The sequence below is a fragment of the Vibrio sp. PBL-C16 genome (assembly GCF_034321865.1).
GTDB lineage: Bacteria > Pseudomonadota > Gammaproteobacteria > Enterobacterales > Vibrionaceae > Vibrio > Vibrio alginolyticus.
Map to the genome: position 1 here is coordinate 586,032 of NZ_JAXLNY010000001.1, position 26,484 is coordinate 612,515.

Annotated in this window: 16 protein-coding genes; 8 read left to right on the forward strand and 8 right to left on the reverse strand. The window is 45.7% G+C overall.

The window, feature by feature from the left end:
* Nucleotides 1–381: 381 nt before the first annotated feature.
* Nucleotides 382–576 carry a hypothetical protein gene (locus UQW94_RS02505; RefSeq protein WP_127891143.1) on the reverse strand — a complete coding sequence of 65 codons (195 nt, stop codon included), beginning with the start codon at nucleotides 574–576 and terminating at the stop codon, nucleotides 382–384.
* Nucleotides 577–641: 65 nt separating this feature from the next.
* Here UQW94_RS02505 and pdhA point away from each other — a divergent pair, with 65 nt between their 5' ends.
* The 3 genes from pdhA to UQW94_RS02520 are packed head-to-tail and all read left to right on the forward strand — an operon-like array spanning nucleotide 642 to nucleotide 3,857.
* Nucleotides 642–1,736, forward strand: a complete 1,095-nt coding sequence (gene pdhA / locus UQW94_RS02510; RefSeq protein ID WP_025998586.1) for a pyruvate dehydrogenase (acetyl-transferring) E1 component subunit alpha — start codon at nucleotides 642–644, stop codon at nucleotides 1,734–1,736.
* Nucleotides 1,729–2,712 (forward strand): alpha-ketoacid dehydrogenase subunit beta, encoded by a 984-nt coding sequence (locus UQW94_RS02515; protein ID WP_017634235.1) that lies wholly within the window; start codon nucleotides 1,729–1,731, stop codon nucleotides 2,710–2,712. The genes pdhA and UQW94_RS02515 overlap by 8 nt, the downstream gene beginning before the upstream one ends.
* A complete protein-coding gene (locus UQW94_RS02520; protein ID WP_005375831.1) occupies nucleotides 2,709–3,857 on the forward strand; it encodes a dihydrolipoamide acetyltransferase family protein in 1,149 nt (382 codons plus the stop codon). The genes UQW94_RS02515 and UQW94_RS02520 overlap by 4 nt, the downstream gene beginning before the upstream one ends.
* A 67-nt stretch (nucleotides 3,858–3,924) precedes the next feature.
* On the opposite strand, the gene UQW94_RS02525 is transcribed toward UQW94_RS02520, so the two are convergent.
* The gene (locus tag UQW94_RS02525; RefSeq protein WP_005375829.1) at nucleotides 3,925–4,890 is read right to left on the reverse strand and encodes an electron transfer flavoprotein subunit alpha/FixB family protein; all 966 of its coding nucleotides are present in this window, start codon (nucleotides 4,888–4,890) and stop codon (nucleotides 3,925–3,927) included.
* A gap of 138 nt (nucleotides 4,891–5,028) precedes the next feature.
* Between UQW94_RS02525 and UQW94_RS02530 the strand changes: the two genes are divergently transcribed.
* The gene (locus UQW94_RS02530; protein WP_322141970.1) at nucleotides 5,029–6,690 is read left to right on the forward strand and encodes an electron transfer flavoprotein-ubiquinone oxidoreductase; all 1,662 of its coding nucleotides are present in this window, start codon (nucleotides 5,029–5,031) and stop codon (nucleotides 6,688–6,690) included.
* Between the two features lie 160 nt (nucleotides 6,691–6,850).
* On the opposite strand, the gene UQW94_RS02535 is transcribed toward UQW94_RS02530, so the two are convergent.
* Nucleotides 6,851–15,694: a VCBS domain-containing protein gene (locus tag UQW94_RS02535; protein WP_322141971.1), complete on the reverse strand. Its 8,844-nt coding sequence runs from the start codon at nucleotides 15,692–15,694 to the stop codon at nucleotides 6,851–6,853.
* 374 nt (nucleotides 15,695–16,068) lie between these two features.
* On the opposite strand from UQW94_RS02535, the gene UQW94_RS02540 reads away from it, so the two are divergent.
* The 3 genes from UQW94_RS02540 (at nucleotide 16,069) to UQW94_RS02550 (ending at nucleotide 19,991) form a co-directional block, all read left to right on the forward strand.
* Nucleotides 16,069–17,382 (forward strand): TolC family outer membrane protein, encoded by a 1,314-nt coding sequence (locus UQW94_RS02540; protein ID WP_225473307.1) that lies wholly within the window; start codon nucleotides 16,069–16,071, stop codon nucleotides 17,380–17,382.
* A gap of 5 nt (nucleotides 17,383–17,387) precedes the next feature.
* Nucleotides 17,388–18,005 carry an OmpA family protein gene (locus tag UQW94_RS02545; RefSeq protein WP_213869714.1) on the forward strand — a complete coding sequence of 206 codons (618 nt, stop codon included), beginning with the start codon at nucleotides 17,388–17,390 and terminating at the stop codon, nucleotides 18,003–18,005.
* 330 nt (nucleotides 18,006–18,335) lie between these two features.
* The gene (locus UQW94_RS02550) at nucleotides 18,336–19,991 is read left to right on the forward strand and encodes an ABC transporter substrate-binding protein (RefSeq protein ID WP_213869713.1); all 1,656 of its coding nucleotides are present in this window, start codon (nucleotides 18,336–18,338) and stop codon (nucleotides 19,989–19,991) included.
* A 74-nt stretch (nucleotides 19,992–20,065) separates the two neighbouring features.
* On the opposite strand, the gene UQW94_RS02555 is transcribed toward UQW94_RS02550, so the two are convergent.
* The 5 genes from UQW94_RS02555 to artP form a co-directional block, all read right to left on the reverse strand.
* Nucleotides 20,066–20,638, reverse strand: coding sequence for a protocatechuate 3,4-dioxygenase (locus UQW94_RS02555; protein WP_225473306.1), 573 nt, complete (start codon nucleotides 20,636–20,638; stop codon nucleotides 20,066–20,068).
* A 138-nt stretch (nucleotides 20,639–20,776) separates the two neighbouring features.
* Nucleotides 20,777–21,445, reverse strand: a complete 669-nt coding sequence (gene artM / locus UQW94_RS02560; RefSeq protein ID WP_005388569.1) for an arginine ABC transporter permease ArtM — start codon at nucleotides 21,443–21,445, stop codon at nucleotides 20,777–20,779.
* Nucleotides 21,442–22,131, reverse strand: coding sequence for an arginine ABC transporter permease ArtQ (gene artQ / locus UQW94_RS02565; protein ID WP_005388570.1), 690 nt, complete (start codon nucleotides 22,129–22,131; stop codon nucleotides 21,442–21,444). The genes artM and artQ overlap by 4 nt, the downstream gene beginning before the upstream one ends.
* Before the next feature lies 1 nt (nucleotide 22,132).
* On the reverse strand, nucleotides 22,133–22,876 hold the full coding sequence (locus tag UQW94_RS02570; protein WP_213966286.1) for an arginine ABC transporter substrate-binding protein: 744 nt from the start codon (nucleotides 22,874–22,876) through the stop codon (nucleotides 22,133–22,135).
* A gap of 88 nt (nucleotides 22,877–22,964) precedes the next feature.
* On the reverse strand, nucleotides 22,965–23,693 hold the full coding sequence (artP, locus tag UQW94_RS02575; protein WP_086013014.1) for an arginine ABC transporter ATP-binding protein ArtP: 729 nt from the start codon (nucleotides 23,691–23,693) through the stop codon (nucleotides 22,965–22,967).
* A 425-nt stretch (nucleotides 23,694–24,118) separates the two neighbouring features.
* Between artP and UQW94_RS02580 the strand changes: the two genes are divergently transcribed.
* Complete coding sequence (locus UQW94_RS02580) at nucleotides 24,119–26,353, forward strand: hypothetical protein (protein WP_322141972.1); 2,235 nt, start codon at nucleotides 24,119–24,121, stop codon at nucleotides 26,351–26,353.
* Nucleotides 26,354–26,484: the final 131 nt, after the last annotated feature.

A 26,484-nucleotide genomic window follows, 5' to 3' on the forward strand; every position in this document is an offset into this window, starting at 1 on the left:
ACTTCCGCTTGAGCACCACCTACTTTGGATAAGCTCAAGGACTGCCGAGGGTATACATTTGTAATGCCGTCACCCTACCTTGATTCCACTCAGTTGGGAAGAAGTTATGCATTCTCATAAGGTCGAGGCTTCGAGCACAACAAAAATTTGCAATTCATCATATAGCAACTGTTTGAGTTGATTCATTAATAATGACTCACTTTGTCAAATTTTACAGCCAAATTTTGTTGCAAATATGTTTCATTAGCCAGTAATTAAATTCGAGTTTAAAAATACCACCAACAAAATAGCAGCATATTACTCTGCAAAATCAGGGTGTAAGCAAAACTTTACTACTGAGCGAAAGTCAAAATGAAGCATAATTTAACAATTTGTTTACACTTATTGTATCTGGCTATACCACGATTTAGTTAGAGGGTTAGATACAGAAAAGCCTTTCTCTGTATCTTGCGGTGAAATAGTCGCAGCGATGTTATCGACAAATAGTTTAAGGGACGAACAGATGCCTACCGCTATCGAAAGCACACGTAACCTTAGGTATGGCCTTTGCGCTGATATCAGAGTTTGAGTACCCATACAAACTCTGGTTTTGTATGAACAGCTGCAGTCCAAAAGACCCGCAGCGTCAAAAGGAGCTTGAGATGAACGTTCAGGCATTACCCATGCATCGGTTTATCGACCATCGTGGGGACCTAGTCGGCCAACTACCCAACTGGGCTGACACTGAAACATTGGTCGGGTTTTACCGAGATATGGTATTAACTCGCACTTACGACAACAAAGCAGTTGCCTTGCAACGCACCGGTAAGCTAGGGACCTATCCCTCACACTTAGGCGCGGAAGCCATAGGCATTGCGGTCGGCAGAGCACTTAAAGCCGATGATGTGTTTGTTCCTTACTACCGCGATATGCCTGCGATGTGGTGTCGTGGCATTGGCATGGAAAAGAACCTTCAATACTGGGGTGGCGATGAGCGCGGGAGTGATTTTGCTCCTGAAGGTAGTCCGGTTCCTAGCCGAGACCTTCCCTACTGTGTACCCATAGCGACGCAATGTACGCATGCTGTCGGGGTGGCTTCCGCACTAAAAATTCAAGGTAACCATGAAGCTGCGCTAGTCATGTGCGGCGATGGTGGTACATCCAAAGGGGACTTTCTTGAGTCAATAAACTGCGCAGGTACTTGGAATATTCCACTTGTTTTCGTCGTAAACAATAACCAGTGGGCAATTTCAGTGCCGCGTAGTCTCCAATGTGCCGCCGATTTCTTATCAGAAAAAGCGCAAGGTGCAGGTATACCGGGTATTACTGTCGATGGTAACGATGTCGTCGCCGTTTATGATGCAACTAAAACCGCCCTTGAGAGAGCAAGAAAAGGGAAAGGTGCAACACTCATCGAAGCGGTGAGTTACCGACTGAGTGACCACACTACGGCCGATGATGCGACTCGTTATCGTAAAGAAGATGATGTTCAAACTGCATGGCAATACGAACCTATCGCACGTCTTAAAACGTACCTCCTTAATCAAGGCGCTTGGAGCGACGAACAAGAACAGCAATGGCTAGATTACTGTAAAGAGCAAGTAGAGTTAGCTGTTGAACGCTATCTGAGCTTACCGCCACAAGCACCAGAAACCGGTTTCGATTATTTGTATGAATCGCTACCTCAAGAGCTTCATGCACAAAGAGATGAACTCATCAACAAGGCAATGAGAATGCAGGGAGGCAGACATGGCTGAGCTAACGTTGGTTGAAGCAGTAAACCTTGCCCTGCACCATGAAATGCAACAAGACCCCAATGTTGTCGTATTAGGTGAAGACGTGGGCGATAATGGTGGTGTATTTCGTGCCACTGTTGGACTCAAGCAAGAGTTTGGTCTTAAACGAGTCATCGATACGCCACTCGCTGAAGCCTTAATCGGCGGGGTTGCGGTCGGTATGGCAACGCAAGGATTACGACCTGTCGCCGAATTTCAGTTTCAAGGTTTCGTTTTTCCTGCGATGGAGCACTTAATGTGCCACGCGGCTCGAATGCGTAACAGAACTCGCGGTCGGCTCACTTGTCCCGCGGTTTTCCGTGCGCCATTTGGCGGCGGTATCCACGCTCCGGAACACCACTCAGAAAGCGTGGAAGCGTTATTTGCTCACACTGCTGGATTTAAAGTGGTGATTCCTTCTTCTCCACAACGCGCATACGGCTTACTTCTCGCTGCAATTAGAAGCAATGATCCCGTCATGTTCTTCGAACCGAAGCGCATATATCGCACCGTTAAATCTGAAGTCGTTGATAACGGCGAAGCACTCCCACTCGACACCTGCTTCACCTTACGTAAGGGGCGAGATATCACGCTCGTTACTTGGGGCGCATGCGTCGTAGAGTCACTTCAGGCCGCGCAAACCTTGTCTAGTCAGGGAATTGAAGTCGAGGTGATTGATTTGGCGAGTATTAAGCCAATTGATACCGCGACGATTTTCAGCTCACTAGAAAAAACTGGACGTTTACTCGTTGTTCATGAAGCGAGTAAAACTTGTGGTGTGGGCTCTGAGCTATTAGCTCGAACCGCTGAACATGCCATGTGCTTACTTAAAGCCCCACCTAAACGAGTAACTGGAATGGACACCATTATGCCTTATTACCGTAACGAAGATTATTTCATGGTTCAGGAAGAAGACATTGTGACCGCGGCGCGCGAACTCGTGGAGGATTGGAAATGAAGACGTTTAATTTACCCGATCTCGGTGAAGGTCTCGCTGAGTCAGAAATTGTCAAATGGCACGTTAATGTCGGAGACATGGTTAAATTAGATCAAGTGATCTTAACCGTAGAGACAGCAAAAGCGACGGTAGACGTCCCTGCCCCCTATTCGGGCCGTGTGGTCAGCCGTCATGGTGAGGAAGGTGAAATCGTCAATATTGGTGCATTACTGCTAGAGATTGATGAAACAGGTGCCGGGAGAGAAGTAACGGCAGAGAAAAAAGCCACTGCTGACGCCGCAACCGTCGTCGGTAGCGTTTCTCACCAAGCGCATCATGTTAACGTTGATGATTTCTGGATTGGTGGCAACCACAACACGACAGAAAGTAACCTCGTTACCGCCCTGCCTTCGGCTCGCTTGTTGGCACAAAAACTTGGGGTAGATCTTAACCTCGTGTCAGGTAGTGGCCCGAACGGACTTATCGTTGATGCCGATATTTACGACGAAGCCGGAAAACAGCGTCCAGGCACCGAAGTTTTGAAAGGCGCTCGACGTACCATGGTGTCGTCTATGACCGAATCGCACGAACATGTTGCAGCCGTAACCATTACGGAAGAAGCGTTGTTGGAAGATTGGCTGCCAAACGAAGATATCAGTATCCGCCTTGTTCAAGCGATTGTTCATGCGTGTCAAGAAGAGCCTGCTTTAAACGCTTGGTTTGATGCCGAAACCATGACACGCTGTGTACACACAACGGTCAATGTAGGAATTGCAGTAGATAGCCGTCATGGATTGTACGTACCAGTTTTGCGCCACGCAGATGAATACGAGCCACAAGATGTTCGTCGTTGGCTCGATCAAACCGTTGAAGGGATCAGAGAGAGAAAAATCGGTCGTGAGCAATTGCAGCACGCGACGATTACGCTTTCCAACTTCGGCGCGATTGCCGGTATTTACGCAACACCTGTCGTCACACCGCCACAAGTCGCTATTGTCGGCGCGGGCCGAATACTCGACCGAGTTGTGATAAGAAATGGTCAAGCAATTTCGGTGAAAGCAATGCCGCTATCCGTAACGTTTGATCATCGCGCTTGTACTGGTGGTGAAGCTGCAAGGTTTACGAAAGTACTTGCAGAGCACCTGCAACGTCCGAGCGAAAAGTAACTTATTAAAATCAAATGATAAAGGCTTCCAGTCCGGAAGCCTTTTGTTTTAGGGAACAAGACTATATCTACAGCTTCTCTAACAGCTCAGGCATTACCACAAACAAATCGCCGACCAATCCATAATCTGCAATGTCAAAAATAGGCGCATCAGGATCGCTATTAATTGCAACAATCACCTTGGAATCTTTCATTCCCGCCAAATGCTGGATCGCGCCAGAAATTCCGACGGCAATGTATAACTCCGGTGCAACAATTTTGCCGGTTTGCCCGACTTGATGGTCATTAGACACATAGCCCGCATCGACCGCCGCTCGTGACGCCCCTACCGCTCCACCTAGCTTGTCAGCCAATTGTTCTACTAAAACAAACTTCTCTTTACTCCCGAATGCACGACCACCCGACACTACTACTCTAGCAGCTGGCAATTCTGGTCGCTCACTTTCTGGCGTTTGTTGCGAAACAAACTCACTAAGTTTATTGATAATCACCGTGTCGACTTGAGTAAGCTTAGGGACAACTGGCGTGTCAGATAGCTCTGCGGCATCAAAAGCCGTACTTCTTATGGTCATCACTTTATAGGGATCATTCGACGTGACTCTCGCCAATGCATTTCCAGCATAAATTGGACGAATCACCGTATCGATAGACTCGATTGTCATCACGTCAGAAAGTTGACCAACATTAAGCAACGCCGCCACACGAGGCATCACATTCTTACCAAATGTACTGGCAGGAGAAAGAATGTGTGAGTAGTTTTTGGCTACTTGTGAGATCAAAGGTGCGATATTTTCCGCTAATCCATGTTCATATCCCTTCGCATCAACCCAGATAATTTCTGCAACACCCTGAACGCAATTCAACTCATCCAAAACTGATTGGCACTGATAACCAATAAGCAACACAGAAACAGGAAGCGATTTATCATCATCCTTAATCTCAAATGCCGCTTTAATTGCACACAGCGTCCCTACAGCCAACGATTGGTTGTCATGCTCTGCGAGCACAAGTGTTGCTAATGGTCGGTCTTCCATGGTCATGCCTCATATAACACATCAGATCCATTACTTGAGCTTAGTCCACTTCACGTTAACGTCAACTGAGCTATAGTTTTCTGTATAGAAACCAAAAACCTGTCACGCAGATGACGATAATAGAAAGGAAGCATAAAGATGGAACGAGAATGCATGGAGTTTGATGTCGTGATCGTGGGGGCCGGACCTGCAGGCTTAAGCGCCGCTTGTCGGCTAGCTCAACTCAACCAAGACAGTGAAGGTGACGCTCTTTCAATTTGCGTTGTAGAAAAAGGCTCAGAAGTGGGCGCACATATTCTATCTGGCGCTGTTTTTGAAACTAGTGCCTTAGATGAGCTTTTCCCCAATTGGAAAGAAATGGACGCCCCGCTAGCAGCCTCAGTTCAACGAGATGATTTCCTTTATCTTACTACTGAACAAAACCATATTCGCGTTCCCCACTTGCTTACACCGCGTCCAATGATAAATGGCGAGAATAATTACGTAATTAGCCTTGCCAACCTTTGCCGTTGGCTCGCTAACCAAGCAGAAAATCTTGGGGTGGAAGTTTTTCCGGGCTTTGCCGCTGCAAGCATCAATTATGATCAGACTGGCGCCGTGACAGGCATTAACACGAGCGATATGGGACTAGATAAGAACGGCCAGGCCAAACCTAACTTTGAACCAGGTATCGAGCTAAGGGCAAAATACACCCTTTTTGCTGAAGGTTGTCACGGACATCTGGGTAAAGAACTTATTCAAAGGTTCGACCTAGACGCAGGAAAGCAACCACAGCACTACGCGCTTGGCCTAAAAGAGATATGGGAGTTACCCACTGACAGCAAGGATGTATCTGGCAGTGTTATCCACTCCGCTGGCTGGCCCTTGAGTGAAACAAATACCACAGGCGGCGGTTTTCTCTATCACATGGAGAACAACCAAATCGCCGTCGGGCTTATTGTCGACTTGAATTACAGCAATCCTTACTTGAGTCCGTTTGACGAATTTCAACGCTTTAAGCACCATCCGGCTATTGAACCACATTTGAAAGGTGCTCAACGCATCGCTTACGGCGCAAGAGCCATTGCGAAAGGTGGACTTTCCTCTCTGCCGAGACAGCAATTCCCTGGCGGTTTATTGATTGGTTGTGATGCGGGGACTTTGAACGTTGCTAAAATTAAAGGCAGCCACACAGCAATGAAATCCGGAATCATTGCAGCAGAAGCGGTACATACGGCCCGACAAACTGGAGCTTCTGAGCCAGACTACCAGTCGTTGTTTGAATCATCATGGTTGTATGACGAACTCGCCGAAACGCGTAACTTTGGTGCGAACATTCATAAGTTTGGCAGCATACTTGGCGGTGCTCTTTCGACTTTTGAACACAACCTGTGGCAACCACTGGTTAAGAAACCGTTACCTTGGTCTATCAAGGACTATTCGCACGATCATGAGCAGTTAAAACCTAAACAAGAGTGCCACCCAATTGCATACCCAAAACCAGATGGTGAAATCAGTTTTGATAAGCCTTCGTCGGTATTTTTGTCGGGAACACAGCACGAAGAGAATCAACCTTGTCACCTTGTTCTGACTTACCCTCACATTCCAATTGATGTGAATTTAGGTATGTATGACGAGCCGAGTCAGCGCTATTGCCCCGCTGGGGTTTACGAAGTGGTGGAAGTGGACAATAAGTTAAAGTTTCAGATAAATGCCGCCAACTGCGTGCATTGCAAAACCTGTGACATCAAAGATCCTTCGCAAAACATCACGTGGAAAGCACCAGAAGGTGGCGGTGGACCGAGCTATCAAAACATGTAATCGAAGAACCACTTATAGTGCAGAAGCAGTGCATTTACTACTGCTAATTTTTGAAGTGGTTAAGCAAAAAGTCAGTAGTTAACAGCGGCAGAAAAGAAAAACAGCACCTGATGATTCAATCAGGTGCTGTTTACTAAAATAACGTTATCTTCAGGTAATATTAATCCACGCTAAAAACTTGGTGATGGAACAGCTGATCAACGATTTCATGAGATGTCGATGACGACCCTAGCTCCAACCCTGATAAATCAAAGTTCTCTAATGCCACTGACATTGTGTTGCTGCCTTCTCCAGTAATCGTCAAATTCAGAGTATCTTGGTCACTATCGTAGTCTGCGCTTACGTGTTCCAACAAGTTATCCATATCCGTTGTGTCGTCACCGACAAACTCAAGAATATCACTCAAATCCAACTTGTCTTCATCCAGCCTAAAGTCTTTAATCACATCTCTTGATGGCGTCATGTCCAGTGCTTCTTGAGTAAAGGTAAAGGTGTCAATACCCTCTCCACCTGTCAAGATGTCACTGCCTAGACCTCCCATCAGGATATCGTTTCCAAACCCACCAACCAGAATGTCATCGCCTGCGCCACCACTCAACGTATCTCCACCTGCTTGTCCTAGCAAAATATCAATACTTTCGCCACCAGTGATGCTATTCGCAAACTCATCTCCCACCGACGCATGGCGCTCAGTTTGGACAATATCGGTACCAGAATCGTTTAATGTAAGTGTAAAGACGTTTTCACTTATGCCACCTTTACCATCAGACACTTTAAACAAGAAATGTAAATCCGCCTGCTGGTCGCCCTGTAGAGTAAGTTCATCGCTTTGAGTAAAGCTATAACTGCCATTGGATGACACTTCCAAGGTGCCGAACGCTGTCTGGATATGAAGCTGACCATCTACTTCACTGGACGAAGAAACTAACGGCTGATTTACACTTACACCGTGCAGGTCTGCGCCCAACAGAGTGAAATCGCCTTCTGCCAAAGAAACGGTCATGCTGTCACCATCAGCGTCCTGGCTTCCCGCCAGTAACTCACCGGCAATTGGATCGGGAGAGAACTGGTTTAGGTACTGCCCCAATTCTTCACCTGAGTCGATAAACACCACTTTGTCGCTAAGTTCATCTAGAGCCTCTGCTGCTTTTACATTATCAGAGAGAGCGATACCAATTCCATATACTTTGGCGTCATGAGTCTGTTTGTAATCCTCCCAGCGCTCGGCTAGATCAGGAGAAGTAACAGCGCCCTCGCTAGGGTTAGGTTCGCCATCTGAGATAAAGAATATAGTGTCCTTACTCTCTGACGGTTTTTCTGGACCGAAATAGTCCCAACCATCCTGCCAAGGGTAAACGGCATTACTTGCCTCACCAGGCTCCATTACAGCTTCTAAAGCTTTATCGTAATCCGTATTAGTACCGTATTCTACGTCACACCAGTTACGCACATATTCTGACACTTCATTTTGGAAACTTAAGTCGTTTGGATCACGGCCATTCATCTCTGGTGGGCGTGTCATCAACTCAACTTCACTCAAGGTCAGCCAGCTATGTGTGGATGTATCACCGTCGAAACGTACCAGGCGGATATAGGTGTTTGATTCTCCTCCATCGGCAGTCATGTTTTCAACCATGGAATGTAACGCAGCAGCTGCTTTGTAAGCTCTCGATTCAGTTTTCGGTGCGGTTGCATCACGACCCACGGTATTCTCACCGTCAAAGGTACGGGTCATACTGTTCGAATGGTCGAACACTACCGTCACTTTATTGATCGGTAAGTCTTCCATCTGAGCAAAGCCCTGAACTGGAGATGAGGTTGGGGCATGGTTCTCAGTGACATTCAGGATAACCTGAGTTGTATCGGTATCCACACCATCACTTGCAGACACTTCCAACTGATACGTTTGCTGAGTTGAGTGATCCAGTTTTACACCATCTTTCAGCCAAATCTCGCCACTCTTAGAGTCAACACGGAATAGATCAGCATCACCACCACTCAATTCATACTTTATGGTGTCACTACCATCCGGATCAAACGCTTCCACCTGGCCGACTAATACTCCAACTTCTTGCTCAGCGACGTCAAAGCTTGCTGTATCTTCTGTTGGCATACCGTTGGCATCGGTGCCGTGGGTTTGATCTGCATCACCGACACTGATGAATTCTGGTGCCCGATCTCGGATATCAATGGTAACTTCGCTATTTGTAGTATCACCGTCAGCATCAATAACCGTAACGTCAAGCTTCTCTTGTTGGTGACCTACAACATTACTCGCTTGATAGTCGTAGTGACCATTTTCAAAGTTAATGGTTAGCTTGCCGTGGTTGGTATCAATCTGAGCGAGAGAATGATCCGATATTTTCGCTCCATCGCTGGTAGTGACATCACCGTTTACTTTGTTGTAGTAATATATTTCGCCATCGATAGTGATGTGATCTACCCACTGAGCATCACCGCCATTGTCATCCAAAAGATTGCCTTGCAACTGGCCTGAGACCGTTTTACTAAGCAAATCCACAATTTGAGAATCATCTACAACGACAATAGCACTGCCTTTATCTGTCGCGATCGACTCCAGATGTTCCAGAGACGCACCATTACCGATACCGACAGACCAGATATTTTCAACATCCTGACCGCTACTGCTGATGCCATTTTCCATCGCATTTTGCAGAATGATGCCCTCTTCTTCAGAAGTAGGCTGAACCCGACCATTCACTATGTCCTGATAACGCTGTTCACTTTCAAAATCATCTGATGTTGACCACTTAATCAAGTTTTCACGGGTTTGAATTTCTCCCACGTTCGTTTGATTTGTCCAATAGGTAAAATCGGAAGGTCGACCATCTGAGATAAAGTAAAGCTGGGTATCGGTATTACTAAGCAATGCATCATCTTCTGGATCACTAAGTATTTCATTTATTTGGTCAACGGCCTGGTTATATGGCGTCGATGCATATGGATGTATACCAGAGATAAAGGCATCAATGGCCTCGGCAGAATCTAGCCACTCAGAAATCTGGCCAGATGGTTGTCCGCTGTAAGTTGCAATTCTAAAACTTACTGGACCCAAATCTTGGTATTGCTCAAACATTGACTTAATAGAGTCTTGAGCAAGTTGCCAGCGAGTAACATATTGTCCGTCTGCATCTGTTACCCAGTCGAGCATTGATTCTGACGCATCAAGTGCAATCACAACACTATTACTTTGTGAATCAACATCATTTATTTCGTAGTGAGCTGAAGACGATGACGGTAATGAATCCGTCACATTCAGATGCAAGGTGGCACTCTCAGACTGACTTCCGGCACCCACCTCGACCCTAGCGCGGATATCCAGCATGTCCGCCCCCTGCTCCGAATGATCAAGGGGCATATGTTGATCAACTGTGAAATGACCCGTTTTGCTATCTATGTTGGCTTGAACTACTTTGATGCGGTCGGCACCTGTTCCAGTATAACCAGTTAGAGTGCTCTGATCTGCACTCACTTCAAACACAACCTCTTTACCATCGCTGGTGAAACCACCTAGGTTTTGATCGGCGTTGAAGTGATATTCAGCCTCCGTTGCAGACCCGAGGTTTGCGATAAAGTTGCCTTCAGCATGTACGCCAGTATCCGTGCCAACTTGAGATTCATCCAATGCTGCGTGCGCATCACTGAGCGACATAGGCTCACCCATCACACTAACGGTAACTTCTGCTTTATCAGTCAGGCCGTCGTCATCACGGATGGTGTATTCGAAGGTATAATCTTTCACTTCACCCGTTTTCAGAGTTTGTTGATCAGCTGGCAGTGACTCTAGGTACTTGGCCGCATCAAAGACCAATTTACCATCTTGCAGACTGAGGAAACTTTCTGATGGATAGTCGATAATAGTCAGAGCGTCACCATCCGGGTCGCTGTCATTCGCTAGAACATCCAGCTCTAAAGTGCCTGAGCCGTTGGTCTGGTAAGCTTCATCAAAGGTCGTCAGGTCCGCTGATACCTGAGTAATAAAGTACTCTGAGCCTTTAGGATCAATGACACCGTCTTTATAGCTGGTAGTAGACATTTCAATACTATCGAAGAAACGCCCATCTGCATTGATGTTGACTACTTGATTACCACCACGGGTACCTTCAAACACACCTGTCGCAACCAAGTCACCTTTGTAGTAAGCCTTCCAAACACCGCGCTCAATACCAGGCTCCCAGCTACCGTTCGAAGTGTCTGTCCATAGGTTTTTCACTTCAACTTCAGCATGATCGGCAACCTGACCTTTAGCAAAGGAGAAGCGCATTGCTTCACTTTGTCCAGTTGCATCATCATATCGAATCTGACCATCTTGAACCCGGTCTGAGCCGCTGTCTAGCGCAGAACTAACGCCATATTTGTGGTCACCGTCACCAATATAATCAGCTTTCGATGCATCAGAAACCTTGTTTCCAGATCGAGTATCAATCACATAGTAATCGACAGTGATATCAGTGCTATCATCCCAGTTGCTCTGGTCAATTGTCTTGGTTGTTTTTTCAATACCCTTATCATCTTCAGCAATAGGGGCTTCATTAATATCGAGAACCAACACTTCGACCTGAGCGGTGTCTTTACCGCCAAACTGGTCACGAGCTTCCACTTCTAGCTGGTAGTTATCGATAGATTCATGGTCCAAATTTGCACCATTTTTGACACTGATCTCACCGGTAAGACTGTTGATTTCAAACAGTTCGCTATGACTGTTTAAGTGATACGTTATCTGACTGTCCTGATCGACATCGAATGCATTTACTTTTCCAATTACACCCGATTGACTGTTTTCATCAACGCTAAACTGGTAACTATCGATGTCGGTTTTACCTTGGGCATCCAGACCAAAGTTGTCATTATTTCCGCTAACAAATTCAGGAACATCATTAGTGCCCGTAATATCAATCACGATGTTTTGTTGGGTGCCATCGGTTGCCGTCAGGGTGATGATGTCTTGTACCTGGTCACCCTCGTCTAGCTGTTGAACTAGGCTTTGGTCCAGCGTATACGTCCACTTCCCGTCCACCAATGCTAGCTCACCATAGGTGCCCGTAACGGTAGTGTTTGCAAAAATCGGATCGTCGCCATTATCAACATCAGTAATAGCAATGGTGCCTGTTGCGGTCGCAACATCACCGAGATTACCTTCGGTCACCTTGCCGGTGAACGTGCCCGTCACGACTGGCGTGTCTTCGGTGCCCGTAATATCAATCACGATGTTTTGTTGGGTGCCATCGGTTGCCGTGAGAGTGATGGTGTCTTGTACCTGATCACCCTCGTCCAGCTGTTGAACTAGGCTTTGGGCCAGCGTATACGTCCACTTCCCATCCACCAATGCTAGCTCACCATAGGTGCCCGTAACGGTAGTGTTTGCAAAAATCGGATCGTCGCCATTATCAACATCAGTAATAGCAATGGTGCCTGTTGCGGTTGCGGCATCACCGAGATTGCCTTCGGTCACCTTGCCGGTGAACGTACCCGCCACGACGGGCGTGTCTTCGGTGCCCGTAATATCAATCACGATGTTCTGTTGGGTGCCATCGGTTGCCGTCAGGGTGATGGTGTCTTGTACCTGATCACCCTCGTCCAGCTGTTGAACTAGGCTTTGGGCCAGCGTATACGTCCACTTCCCATCCACCAATGCTAGCTCACCATAGGTGCCCGTAACGGTAGTGTTTGCAAAAATCGGATCGTCGCCATTATCAACATCAGTAATAGCAATGGTGCCTGTTGCGGTTGCGGCATCACCGAGATTGCCTTCGGTCACCTTGCCGGTGAACGTACTCGCCACGACGGGCGTGTCTTCGGTGCCCGTAATATCAATCACGATGTTTTGTTGGGTGCCATCGGTTGCCGTCAGGGTGATGGTGTCTTGCACCTGATCACCCTCGTCCAGCTGTTGAACCTGGCTTTGGTCCAGCGTATACGTCCACTGCCCGTCCACCAATACCAACTCACCATAGGTGCCCGTAACGGTAGTATTGCTGAACACTGGCTCATCGCCATTATCAACATCAGAGATGGTGATGGTACCTGTTGCGGTTGCGGCATCACCGAGATTGCCTTCGGTCACCGACCCCGTAAACGTGCCCGTCACGACGGGCGCATCTTCGGTGCCCGTAATATCAATCACGATGTTTTGTTGGGTGCCATCGGTTGCCGTCAGGGTGATGATGTCTTGTACCTGGTCACCCTCGTCTAGCTGTTGAACTAGGCTTTGGTCCAGCGTATACGTCCACTTCCCGTCCACCAATGCTAGCTCACCATAGGTGCCCGTAACGGTAGTGTTTGCAAAAATCGGATCGTCGCCATTATCAACATCAGTAATAGCAATGGTGCCTGTTGCGGTCGCAACATCACCGAGATTACCTTCGGTCACCTTGCCGGTGAACGTGCCCGTCACGACTGGCGTGTCTTCGGTGCCCGTAATATCAATCACGATGTTTTGTTGGGTGCCATCGGTTGCCGTGAGAGTGATGGTGTCTTGTACCTGATCACCCTCGTCCAGCTGTTGAACTAGGCTTTGGGCCAGCGTATACGTCCACTTCCCATCCACCAATGCTAGCTCACCATAGGTGCCCGTAACGGTAGTGTTTGCAAAAATCGGATCGTCGCCATTATCAACATCAGTAATAGCAATGGAGCCTGTTGCGGTTGCGGCATCACCGAGATTGCCTTCGGTCACCTTGCCGGTGAACGTACTCGCCACGACGGGCGTGTCTTCGGTGCCCGTAATATCAATCACGATGTTTTGTTGGGTGCCATCGGTTGCCGTCAGGGTGATGGTGTCTTGCACCTGATCACCCTCGTCCAGCTGTTGAACCTGGCTTTGGTCCAGCGTATACGTCCACTGCCCGTCCACCAATACCAACTCACCATAGGTGCCCGTAACGGTAGTATTGCTGAACACTGGCTCATCGCCATTATCAACATCAGAGATGGTGATGGTGCCTGTTGCGGTTGCGACATCACCGAGATTGCCTTCGGTCACCTTGCCGGTGAACGTACCCGTCACGACTGGCGTGTCTTCGGTGCCCGTAATATCAATCACGATGTTTTGTTGGGTGCCATCGGTCGCCGTGAGGGTGATGGTATCTTGTACCTGGTCACCCTCGTCTAGCTGTTGAACCTGGCTTTGGTCCAGCGTATACGTCCACTGACCATCCACCAATGCTAGCTCACCATAGGTGCCCGTAACAGTGGTGTTGTTAAACACTGGCTCATCGCCATTATCAACATCAGAAATAGTAATGGTACCTGTTGCGGTTGCGGCATCACCGAGATTGCCTTCGGTCACCGACCCCGTAAACGTGCCCGTCACGACGGGCGCATCTTCGGTGCCCGTAATATCAATCACGATGTTCTGTTGGGTGCCATCGGTTGCCGTGAGGGTGATGGTGTCTTGCACCTGATCACTCTCGTCTAGCTGTTGAACCTGGCTTTGGTCCAGCGTATACGTCCACTTCCCATCCACCAATGCTAGCTCACCATAGGTGCCCGTAACGGTAGTGTTTGCAAAAATCGGATCGTCGCCATTATCAACATCAGTAATAGCAATGGAGCCTGTTGCGGTTGCGACATCACCGAGATTACCTTCGGTCACCTTGCCGGTGAACGTACCCGCCACGACGGGCGTGTCTTCGGTGCCCGTAATATCAATCACGATGTTTTGTTGGGTGCCATCGGTTGCCGTCAGGGTGATGGTGTCTTGCACCTGATCACACCCGTCCAGCTGTTGAACCTGGCTTTGGTCCTGCGTATACGTCCACTGCCCGTCCACCAATACTAGCTCACCATAGGTGCCCGTAACGGTAGTATTGCTGAACACTGGCTCATCGCCATTATCAACATCAGAGATGGTGATGGTGCCTGTTGCGGTTGCGACATCACCGAGATTGCCTTCGGTCACCTTGCCGGTGAACGTACCCGTCACGACTGGCGTGTCTTCGGTGCCCGTAATATCAATCACGATGTTTTGTTGGGTGCCATCGGTCGCCGTGAGGGTGATGGTATCTTGTACCTGGTCACCCTCGTCTAGCTGTTGAACCTGGCTTTGGTCCAGCGTATACGTCCACTGACCATCCACCAATGCTAGCTCACCATAGGTGCCCGTAACGGTAGTGTTTGCAAAAATCGGATCGTCGCCATTATCAACATCAGTAATAGCAATGGTGCCTGTTGCGGTCGCAACATCACCGAGATTGCCTTCGGTCACCTTGCCGGTGAACGTACCGTCAACCATAGGCGTGTCTTCGGTGCCTGTAATAGAGATCACTACTTCATGCTCAGTGCCATCTACAGATAAAACGGTAATACTTCTGATGATTGGGTCACTGTCATGATCCAAAGCCTGCACTTCTTCGTGCTCATTATTCAGCTGATAATTCCAGTTACCGAAAGCATCAATTGAGAAAACGCCCCAATGACTATCTTGAACCTCACTCTGTGATTGGAATAACGCTTCACCTGCGTTTCGATCAGTAACACTGAGGTTGCCAGAAGCTTCAAACGTCACGTCTTCTTGAACGGCACCTCTATCTTCACCATCAATCAACGCTTCAGTTTCACCAACTTCTGAGGCTGTGAATCGAGAAATATTAAATAGCGTTGTACTTTGCTCTGTCGTCACGCCGGCGGTTTCAAAAAAAGTACTTGCTAGTACTTCTGCACCCGTTCGTTCAACAGTACCAGAGGCCGTCAAACTTGAACCCGTAAGTTCACCGGCTTCAGTAGCATATTCATCACCTAATTCACTCGGGTCTTGCCCTTTTTCGATGGCCTCTAATATTTTCGCAAGCTTGTCGGTAGAATCCGTTTGAGCTTCACCTCCTGTGCCAGCAATATATACATGCTGAGGTTGGATCTTCCCTTCTACTAATTCAACGACCACTTCTCCCGGTAGCAAGTTTTCTTTAGACGCAAAAGCTTTAGTTTGACCATCTAGGCCGATTACAACATAAGTTTGTGCGGTTAATTTTGATGGTCCAACCAAGAGCTTATACCTCATTTAGTAAATACAAAAATCTCAAAGTCCATAAAACCAAGAAAGTAATAAGACTTATTTTCAAGAAGCGATATACACAATTGGGCGTAAGCTAGCATCAATTAACCCATCTAAAACACGCAATTATCCTATCAATAATTTTCATGTTTTAAATTTGTTTTATTTTGCACCGTAAAAACATATGTTATGCGACCTATTTTTAATATTTTTTAAACTTGTCATTAAATTTTTATTGAAATAGCACATAGCAGCTTATATTCCACAAGCGAAAGTCAGGAGAAAACGTTTGCCCTGGAATATTAGTAATCTTTAATGTTTATTCTTAAAAATAACTGGCGTCAAAATTATTTGGGGAGATTTAAGTGAAGCTAAGTAATATTAGTGTCGCGTGTTTTGGTTTGCTAATACCACTGGTTTCTAGCGCACAAACTTTAGAACAAGCAATAGCTACAACATTTGCAACTAACCCTGATATCAAAAGTGCGTTTAACGAATACATGAGTAGCCATTATCTTATAGACAAATCGCGTGGAGCATATAAACCTAGCCTCGATATTGACGCAGGTATCGGTTACGAGAGCATTCACCCTTCCAACTCAACAGGTAAGAGTGATACGGAAATGACTCGTAAAGATATGGCAATTAGTCTCACTCAACTGATATGGGATGGTTCAAAAACTTTATATGATATCGATCGTACTTCTGCAGATGCAGAATCTGTACGTTATCAGTTACTTGCAGATGCTCAAAACGTTGCGCTAGAAGTCATCAAAACTTACTTGGATGTTGTAAAAACACAAAAGTTAACTGCGCTTTCAACTAGCAATCTCAACACACATAAGCGGATATATACCGATATTAAAAAACGTACAGAGTCAGGAATTGGCTCAGTTGCAGATCTTAATCAAGTTAAAGCTCGCCTTGCAAAAGCCCAAAGTAACGTCTTAGCCGCGCAAAATAATCATAAAGATGCAAAGACAGCATTCTTTCGCTTAGTTGGCGAAGTTCCAACTAACCTTATTTTTCCGCACGCAGACCAAAACTTCATCCCAAGCTCTCTCGCCGAGGCCAAATCGCAGGCTTTTGACAATCATCCTGTTATAAAAACTGCACTCGCAGACGTAGATTCTGCTAGGTTTCAATACAAACAAGCGAATGCAAACTATTTTCCAGTCATCTCATTTGAAGCGAAACAAAGCTGGAATGACGACGTTGGTGGAGTAAGCGGTCTCAACACTGAAACGCAAGCAATGCTTCGTATGCGATATAATCTTTACAACGGTGGCCAGGACTCAGCGAATAGCGACAGCATGGCCTACCAACTAAACAAAGCGAAAGACCTCAGAGAGCGAGCATACCGAAGTGTAGAGCAAGAGCTTCGCCTTTCTTGGAGCGCTCTTGAGCTGACTAAACAACAAAAGTCTTTTTTAATACAACACGTTGATTCCATGTCAAACACCGTTATTGCATACCAAAAACAATATCGTATTGGAAAGCGCACCCTACTTGATCTGCTGAACACTGAAAACGAGTTGTTTGAATCACGCAAAAACTACTTAGAAACACAATTTGCACAGCAATACGCACAATATCGGACCCTGACTTCAACCGGGCAACTTTTAGACGCATTGCGCGTCGACATACCGGAAGAGTGGACTCAATCGGTGGAGTACTAAATACAATGAAAAAGAATCTTCTAATCACTCTGGCTTTAATCATAATGAGTCATCATAATGCATACGCACAAGATGAGCTAACGTACATTCCTATACCAAAGGCGAATCAGATTGCTGACCTAAATGACTTGGACCAAGATGGTGTGATAAACGCTCGCGATCTTTGCGCAGGCACTCCAATAGGGGCAGAAGTGGACAATGATGGTTGTGAAACCTATTTGCATAAAGAAGAGCAATACCAACTTAAGATTTTATTTGATAATGACTCTGCTCTCATTAACCAAATTTTTAAAAATAAAATAGATGAGTTAGCTGCATTTCTTAAAAAGTATCCAACCACTTCTATAGAGATACAAGGATACGCAAGTAAGGTCGGACGCGCAGACTATAATTTAAACCTATCTCGCCATCGTGCAGAGAATGTACGCAATCTATTGATAAAAAAGGGAATCCAAGGTAACCGCCTTGCAATTATTGCTTTTGGCGACACACAGTTAGCAGAGCCGGGCATGGATCGTGTCAGCCACGCATTAAACCGCCGCGTTACTGCCACTGTTGTCGGTCATCAAGGAATGGTTAAAGATGAGTGGACGATATTCACTACTTTCCCAGAAGTAAAATAAACTTTCCCCCTGCTTATTTACATAGATGAGCGGGGGTTACTTTTCATGTCATTACGCCTAGCTAATTAGATACAACTAATAAAACAAACACTAACATTAATCATAACCCTCTAATATTATAGTAAAAATTAAAAGTGAGCCTTTACTCTCTATTAGTAGTAATATATTAGAGTCAAAATAAAAACCACCAATACTTTTAAATGGGAAGAAGAACAGCCAATCAATAGCACTGAAGGGTTTAAGCTATCACCTTTCCTTCATCACAATATGAAACCAATTTATTATATAACTTTAATACATCAATCATCTATTGAGGAAACATAATAAAACATGACAGAAACATGTCTTCGTAGATTGAGCCAGCTATTAAAACATTACAAACACTCTCAAACGTATCAGGTAAATCTCGACGATTTAGAACTGGTTTTTTCAACCTCTAGACGAAATATATCTAACATACTGAGAATACTGGATAGCTACAATTGGATTCATTGGGAACCAGGTCGTGGCCGTGGGAAAGCCAGTACACTAAAAGTTACGGCAACGATACATCAAGCGCTCTACTTTACGATCCGTCATGAAATCAACAATGGTAGCTTTGATGTTATCTCACGATTACTTGAACATTATCGTAGCACCGCCGTAAACGCGCTTAGCCAGGCACTCGCAGAAGTTTCAGAAGAAAACAAAGATTCAAACACACTCATCGTCAGCCAGTATCCTTGGGTAGATGAGCTAAACCCTTCACTGACCTATCGCTTTTCGGAACTGCAGGTAATACGCAGCTTGTATGACACTCTTTTTACCGTTGATCACTACGGTCAATTAAAAAATCACCTCGCTTGTGAGTACAAAAATGAAGGCAGTTGTATATATATTTGGCTCCGCCCTGATATCTACTGTCACGATGGTCTAACATTACAAGCAGAAGATGTCGTACACTCTTTAAATAAGCTCATTACAACCGATGGCCCCGTCCAAAAATTACTTCAGCAAGTCACTCGTATCAGCTTCGATAATGCCAAACAAGCTATCCGTATTGACTTAAAGCAGCCTAATAACTTATTTATTTACTGCTTAGCAACCGCAAATGCGTCTATCACTACTCGACGTCAGAAGAGCTTTAAAGGTCGCAGTATCACAATAGGTACTGGCCCGTTTGTACTTAGACATTGGGATACCGACAAAATAGTACTGAAGAAACATCATAACTATTTCGCAAAAAAGGCATTATTGGAGCAAATAACGCTCTCTCATCAAGGGACTGAGCTGGATCAATACATCAGTTATAACCAGGAAACTGACGATACCGAATGTTATATGATTCAGGCATTTTCTTTTCTAGCACGTAATCGTCGCGCCGAGTGCTCACTAAGCGAGCAAACTTGGCAGCGCCTATTTTCTTTTATCGAGAATCGTAGATTTGAATTTGCCAAAGCGAATGGCTTGGAAACAATGCACATTCTCGATGATAACTCTCATAACGAGAATGTTCCTCAGCTTGAAGGAACGTTGGTCATAACCCATCCAAAGTGGACGATTGATTATTTAAGTAAAGCGAACCAATGGATCGTAGATTTAATCCGTCAAACTGGGTTGCATGTAGAATTTGTGGAGCTAACTGACGCTAGTAATCCTCAACTTGTAAAAGAACAAGCCGACTTGCTCTTTGTCGAAGATGTTATTGAGCCACCTTTAACCTATGGAATTTATGAGTGGCTATTAACAGGTACAGGTATTCGATTTTCTCTTCACTCTGATGAATTTGAACAGCACATTAACCACGTACACGATGCAGTCTCAGATACCAAGCCTGAAAAACGTTTGGAGGGGATACTCTCAGAGCTCAGAGCTGATACCACAATCTTACCATTGTTCTGGGGGCAAGAAAAAATCACCAGAGCGAAAGGTGTAAGCGGTGTTCAACTCCGCAAATCTGGGTACAGCGATTTCTACAAACTAAGAGTCAGAGGCGGACAAGACTAATCTGTTAGAAGCTTCTGTTTGCTAATTACTTTTGTAATCTACGATGTGAATTTTCAAAATAATGCTTAATCACACTAAGCGAGCACAAAATTGAACTTACCGACGACTCGACCATCAATGTTGACAGGCTCAAACTGCAAATAATCACGGGCTTTTCCGCCCCACCACTCGTTACCAGTTCGCCCTTTCAAATAAAGCTGAGTCGTTAATAACTCTTTCCCTCCACGCCATAGTTTGACGTGGATGTGGGGAGGTCGAGAGCTGTATGGAACCGGAAATAACGTTTGAAAAAGGTAATTCCCATCTTCGTCAGTTAAAACTGCACCAAAACCTGCAAAGTGAGTATCAAACTTATCATTATTTGGCTGCTTAGGGTGATCGTAAATCCCCTGCCCATCGCATTGCCAGATTTCTACTTTGATGCCTGAAACTGGGTTTCCCGATGTATCTACGACTTTACCTTGCAACACGATAGCTTCACCGACCAAACCTTCTGATTGCAGAATCAAGTTTTGACGAAGAGGAATGTTCACTACTGGATAAAATGGCCCTTCAGTTTGTGCTGGCGTTGGCCGCATTGGTGTTTTCGCTTTTAAAGAGGGGGCGAACAACAATGTCCACAGCGCTAAAAAGTGTCTTCTTTCCATGGTGCCACCAATACAATTGCGTTGAATTAAGTTTGGGGGAACTTAAGGAATTTGCCATGACGAATATAAAAAATGCCCCTGCAAGAGAGCCATTCGCAGAGGCACTGTGGAACTAAATGATGAGTGTTGATTGAAGGATTATGCGGCTTCGAACGCCAATGCTTTCTTCTCTACCTGACGGAAAATGAGAGTTAGCACACCATTTACCGTTAAATAAAATGCGCCTGCAATACCAAATACCGTCAACGTATCGTAGGTTTGTGCGTTAATGCGCTGCGCATAACCCATCAGATCCATGATCGTAATCGTGCTTGCTAGTGACGTGCCTTTGAAGACCAAAATCACTTCGTTCGAGTAAGCAGGAACAGCACGACGAATAGCGTATGGTAGCAGCACTTTTAGCGTTGCGGTTTTGTTCATACCCAGAGCACGACACGCTTGCCATTGACCGGAAGGAATCGCGTTAAACGCTCCTTTGAACAACTGAGTGCTGTATGCAGCGGTATTCAACGCTAACGCCAACATCGCACAGAACCAAGGTTGGCTTAACCATGTCCAGAATACACTTTCTCTTACGGCATCAAACTGACCCGGACCGTAGTACACCAAGAAGATCTGCACCAACAAAGGTGTACCAGTGAACAAGGTGATGATGCCACGACTTACCCAATGCAAACCCGGAGTACGTAGGATCAGAGTCAGCGTCATCATCAAAGCTAAAAGACAGCCCACAACCAAGGAAGCGGCGGTCAATTGAAGGCTAGTGCCTAAGCCATCCAGCATTTGCCAAACGTGTTGTTCGTTCATGCAGTTGCCTCCTGTCCCATGCTCATGCCTTGAATTGAGAACTTCTTATCAATCAGTTTTACGGCACGTTGCGTAATCAAAGTAATGCCTAAGTAAATCGCCGCAGCTGTTGCGTACCATGTAAACGCTTCATGCGTCGCTGCAGATGTTAGCTGCGCTTGTTTCAACAAATCCGTTACGCCAATCAGTGATACAAGCGCGGTGTCTTTCAGCAGAACCAACCATTGGTTAGTTAAACCTGGTAGTGCGTGTCTTACTGCTTGTGGTAAAACAATGCGAACGAAAGCGTGTGCTTGACTGATGCCGAGTGCACTTGCTGCTTCTCTCTGCCCTCTTCCAACGGCTTTTAATGCGCCACGTAGAGTTTGAGAAGCGTAGGAAGCGAAGATCAATGACAACGCCACCACGCCAGACAAGAACGGGCTAACTTCAATAAAATCGCCGGTGATTAAAAACAGAACCTGCGTCGAACCAAAATAGATGAACAACACGACAAGGATTTCTGGCAAACCACGTACAATCGTCACAAACGCCGTCATTGGCCATTTAACGAAAACGCGGCGAGACATTTCACCACTGGCGAATACCACTGCCAGAATCAAACCGACTAAAAGGCTTGTGAAGGCCAGCTGGACAGTCATCCAACTAGCTTGAACAAGCGATAAAGAGTAACCCGTTAGTGCCATATTACTTACCGAAGTATTTGTTGTAGATTACGTCGTATTCGCCGTTTGCTTTCACTGTTTTCAGTGCTGTGTTCAGCTTGTTCACTAGCTCGTCGTTACCTTTATTTACTGCGATACCGAAACCGTTACCGAAGTATTTAGGGTTGGTTACGTGCTCGCCCACGTATGCTAGATTGTCTTCTTTCTTGAACCATTCAGCTACAACAGCTGTATCGCCGAATACAGAATCAATACGACCGTTCTTCATATCGATGAATGCGTCTTGGTAGCTTGAGTAAGGAACCGCAGTTACACCTGGCATTTGCTCAATCAGGTAACTTTGGTGTGTTGAACCGTTTTGAACACCAACACGCTTACCTTCTAGTGCTTTTTGATCAGCCACTTTTTCTTTGATAGAAACAAACGCAGCTGAGTTGTCATAGTATGCATTCGTGAAATTCACTTGCTCCAAACGCGCCTCGGTAATGTCCATTGCAGAGATAGCCGCATCGTAACGTTTGAATTTTAATGCAGGGATCAGGCTGTCAAAAGATTGGTTATGGAAGGTACATTTGGCTTCCATTTCTTTACATAGTGCGTTCGCCAGATCCACGTCAAAACCTTGGATTTGGTTGTTTTCATCCATGTATTCGAATGGTGCGTACGTCGCTTCCATCGCGAATTTGATCTCTTCTTGTGCTGCTGCGTTTGCTGCCACAGTTGCAGAAGAAAGGCCGATTAGTGAAGCTAGTAGAATCTTTTTCATTGCAATACTCCGTGTGTACTTAGTGGGCTGACACTCGCAATGACAGCCGAGCTTATCTGTTAAATAGACTGAACTTTAAAAACGTAATTTAGTGATTTAGGTAGTCAGCAAACTGGGCGGTTTGCGGATTAGAAAACGAATCATTTGTGCCGTGCTCAACGATGTGTCCTTTTTCTAAATACAGTACGTGGCTAGCGATTTTCTTGGCGAAATCCACTTCGTGCGTCACAACTACTTGTGTAATTCCGGTTTCGCTTAAATTTTTAATAATCTTAACGACTTGGTTAGTAATTTCCGGATCAAGCGCAGCGGTCGGTTCATCAAAAAGCAAGACTTCCGGTTTCATCATCAATGCACGAGCAATCGCCACACGTTGTTGCTGACCACCAGAAAGTTGCATCGGCCATGCATCCGCTTTGTCTGCCAAATGCAGCGTCGCGAGAATTTGCATTGCCTGCTTCTTCGCTTCTTCTTTATCCATGCCAGCGACTTTTACCGGAGCCTCAATCAGGTTCTCCATCACTGTCATGTGTGGCCATAGGTTGTACTGCTGGAACACCATGCCCACTTTACGACGAAGTGCTAAACCTTGTTTCTCTTTGATTTCAGTAGAGAAATCAAAAACATCATTTGCGATGTTTAGCTTGCCGTTATCCGCTCCTTCAAGAAGGTTAAGAACACGTAGTAGAGAGCTCTTCCCTGCACCACTCGGACCGAGTAACACCAGTGTTTCGCCGCTTTCACACTTAAAGCTGACATCGTGAAGCACTTGTGTCTCACCGTAGGATTTATTGATTCCGCTTACCTGAATAGTCATGCTGACATACCGCATTAATTGTCACTTGGCATTTATATTACTCAAAAGGATTTTTTATGCAATAAAAATGTATAAAAATTAATTTTGTTAAATTTTTGTATGATAAGCAATCAATACAACAGAGAATATGACTGGTTTAATCAGTTGGTTTTAACTGAAATTGTTGATGAAAATCCAACAATATGATGGCAATCGAAACAAGGTTAAAATTCTGGTTACTTTTGTGCTTGTGTAGACGGAGTTTTGAGTCTTTGAACGTACTACACCCGACGCAGACCTTCTCATTTTTGCCGGGCTTCCCCCCTCGATTTCCGGTAAAGCCTTCTATCGGCGGGTTCCTGATTAGGACTTTGTGAATGGACTATAATTTCTCTTTGTATTCTGGCCCTTAATTCGAGTCATCTAAGTATGAGTGAGATAACCCCATGTTGAAGTCGCATTGTTTTTCTCTCATTGCACTTGCTTCTCTGAGCTTACTTTCTATACCCAGCGTTTGGAGTAGAACATCAATCGTGTTACCTGGATTGCATGAACAGGGTATTGATCTTCAAGATAAGCCTATATCTGCTGCCGCTGCACTTGAATGGGAGTTGGATAATGCCGATATCGTGTTTGGAGCTTACAAAGATAAGAGTGATAACGAGCGTGTAAAAGCGCTTGGTTACATGTACAACCAAAAGCTGGAACTTAACTCAGGTTGGCTGGAAAACGATATACGTAACCAAGCAGAACTGAATGGAATTGACTACGAAGATTTCTTTCTCCACTTTTCTGAAGACACTATCCTAGCTGAAGTCGACTCAAGCCATGGTGAAAATACCTTACTCAATCGAAAACCGATGATCGTTGGCTATACCGCCAGCGCTGACCACGCCGGCTTTTGGCTATATCAACCACCGCCATGGGATGCTGATGTATTTGGCCAGGCGAATAATGGTGGAGCCCTCTATGTCTATCACTCAGAGAAGTTCGACCGCTTAGCCTTTACGTTCTCTCAGTTTGCTCAAGGCGGCAGCTTCACGATTGAATACCCTTCTGCTATCGACTCGTTTGGTCGGGTAACAGAATGGAAACGCTTCGCGATTAAAAAAGACAAAACTGAGAACATGACTAAAAACCAAACAGTAAACTGGTCTGTTCCTTCGGATTGGGTTCGCGCTACAACGCATGATGGTAGCGGAAAAACTTATGGTGGCGGTCAGTACTTTGGCTCCACCTTTTTACGCGACGGCGGCCGCCTTTACGTTGCGAAAATTACTTGGCATGACGACAACATAGAAAACCGCCCACGTCTCGAAAACATTCAACTCAAAGATAGCTTCCCTGCCGTCAATATCTCAGGAGCACCAACGGAGACACCTGAAGGTCAAACCATTCAACGCTGGCGTAAAATTCGTGGCTTCGACAAATCTGCAGATCGAAACCAAGACAATTATCTTTCTTGGAATGAATACAAAAACCGTTCGAATAAGAATGCAACGGCACGATTTCGTTGGGAGTCACGGGTTATTCCATTTGGTCGTATGTGGAATCAAACCTCTTCATGGGCATTGACCAATCTCGGTAATCCCGTTTTTACCAATACAATGCGCCACTATTACCAAGCTGAATGGGCGAAACAAGGTTTAAATGGTGCGTACAACGACGATACGAATAAGTTACTCGGTGCAAATCAGTTCTACATATATTCCGGAGGCACAGTGGATGAACTTGGTTTGGTGGCGGGTAGCCAAGCTGCTGACGATGCTTACAAAGCGCAATTCACGGCGTTCTTGAATAAACTGGCAACGCTGGATGAAGATGCGTTAATTGGCCTCAACATAGGTACGGCAAACTTATTCGGTCGTAATGGGCAAAACCACTTGGTTAACGCTGGCTCCTTGTACTTGCGCGAGCACTACCTTTTCCCTGCTACCGGCTTTAGTGGCTATGCTGGCTTGGCTAAATTTTGGGATAACTCTGCACTCGCCAAAGCTGGCCAGAAAGTGATTTATCAAGCGACCACGCGTTATGGTCGCGTTCAATACTTTGGTAACACAGAAAACAATTGGAAACAGGACCAATACTCTGCACTAGCGGTGTTCTACTTAAACTATCACCCTGAGCGCATTTACTTTAATCAGTGGAACAATGGCTACTTATATGGAAGTAATAACACAACAAGTGACAACTTCTGGAAGGCAGGCGTACCAAAGAATATTGCTTATCAACCTAGCGCCTTGCTTGCCGTTGATTTGGGAGAGCCTGCCAATCAAATACCAGAGGGGTATCAGGCGACTCCGCTAATGATGTCCACCAGCACGCCCTATTCCGCCGATTACACGGTGATTGGAGATGCTTCTATGAGCAAAGTGGCTCATCCTGACTTGCCTAAAGGCGCTATCGATTTGTTACCAACCCATACGTACTTTGCGTATCACTCAGACGATACGGTAGTGATGCATGGCCCTACAGAGATGGTGTTAGCCCGAGAATTCACCAAAGGCCGAGTTCTGTATCGAACTGATTTCTTTGGCAAGAATATCGATTATTTCACCTCACCGAAGATGACAATCGTGCTTCCAGAGCCTATGCGACCTGTAGATCAAGACGGTAACATCGGCGACTATGTTTCTCATATTGAGATTGGCGGCTACGAAGGAGTGTTCTTGCTGTATTAACACCCTTTAAACCCTTCTCACCAAACGCTTCATAAATCACCGTTTTTATGCTTAACGTCACTGAAAAAAACTTGTTCACTGAATCTTTATAAACCGATGTATATACTGAAGTAAATGACAACGACAAGGAA